The organism is Streptomyces murinus (genome assembly GCF_002154555.1).
GTDB lineage: Bacteria > Actinomycetota > Actinomycetes > Streptomycetales > Streptomycetaceae > Streptomyces > Streptomyces murinus.
The window spans coordinates 7,348-8,164 of the sequence record NZ_MUNF01000531.1; the positions used below are offsets into that span (position 1 = coordinate 7,348).

The window sequence follows — 817 nt, forward strand, 5'->3', positions numbered from 1 at the left end:
TGTAGGGCCGCACCATCGACCCGGTCTCGTCCTCGTACCAGTGCTCGTCGCTCACGGCGGGATCATGGGGTGGCACGGGCTGCCGCGTCCAGATGGCTGCCGAGACGGCGGACCAACAGGGCCATCTCGTGGGCGAGTTGACCGACGTCGGTGTTGGCCTCGCTGAGCACGGCGAGTCGGCTGCCGTGCCCTGCCGGGGTGATGAACAGGTAGGCCTCGTCCAGCATCACCATGGTCTGGCGCACCTCTCCGGCGGCGAACCGCTCCCCGGCGGAACGGGCGAGGCCGTGGAAGCCGGAGCAGACGGCGGCCAGGTGCTCGATGTCCTGCCGGGGCATACCCTCGGAACTGCTCAGCGCGAGGCCGTCGGCGGTCAGCAGCACGGCCTGGCGGACGTGGTCGGTGCGCGCCACGAGGTCGTCCAGCAGCCAGCCGAGGTCCGTGCCGGGTGTTCCGGCGGGTGCGGCGGGCTGGTTGCGGGTCTGGTCGTCACCGTGCATCGTCGGTGTCCGTCCCTTCGTCGACGTGGATGTTCACGGTGTCGCCCTCGGTGGCCCCGGGCCGCGCGGGCATCCCCTTGCGCCCCTGATCGAGCCCACGCTGGAACGCCCCGAAGATCGCCCTCATCTCCTCGGCATCGACCTCCCGCCGCCCACCCTCCGCCTGCTCCTGCGGCTCATCCCGCAACTGCCGCGCGAGAGAGGCCTGACGGACACGGGTGGGGAGAGCGGGGACGACCGTGGACGCGTCCGGGGTGCGGGGTTCGGAGGTGCCGGGTTCGGGGGTGCCGGGGCGCCTGGTGGGCCGCCTGCTGGGG

1 protein-coding gene and 1 pseudogene are annotated in these 817 nt (G+C 72.5%); both read right to left on the reverse strand.

Going from position 1 to position 817, the window contains the following annotated elements; all coding sequences use genetic code 11:
* Positions 1 to 62 precede the first annotated feature (62 nt).
* The gene (locus CCN72_RS28915; RefSeq protein ID WP_085562577.1) at positions 63 to 500 is read right to left on the reverse strand and encodes a roadblock/LC7 domain-containing protein; all 438 of its coding nucleotides are present in this window, start codon (positions 498 to 500) and stop codon (positions 63 to 65) included.
* Positions 490 to 817: pseudogene (locus tag CCN72_RS39215) on the reverse strand (nitrate- and nitrite sensing domain-containing protein); the annotation flags it as partial. The pseudogene CCN72_RS39215 and the gene CCN72_RS28915, both read right to left, overlap by 11 nt.

Bases quoted from the DNA above. Each gene is read 5' to 3' on its own strand.
- CCN72_RS28915 (WP_085562577.1), bottom strand. From the start codon at position 500: ATGCACGGTGACGACCAGACCCGCAACCAGCCCGCCGCACCCGCCGGA.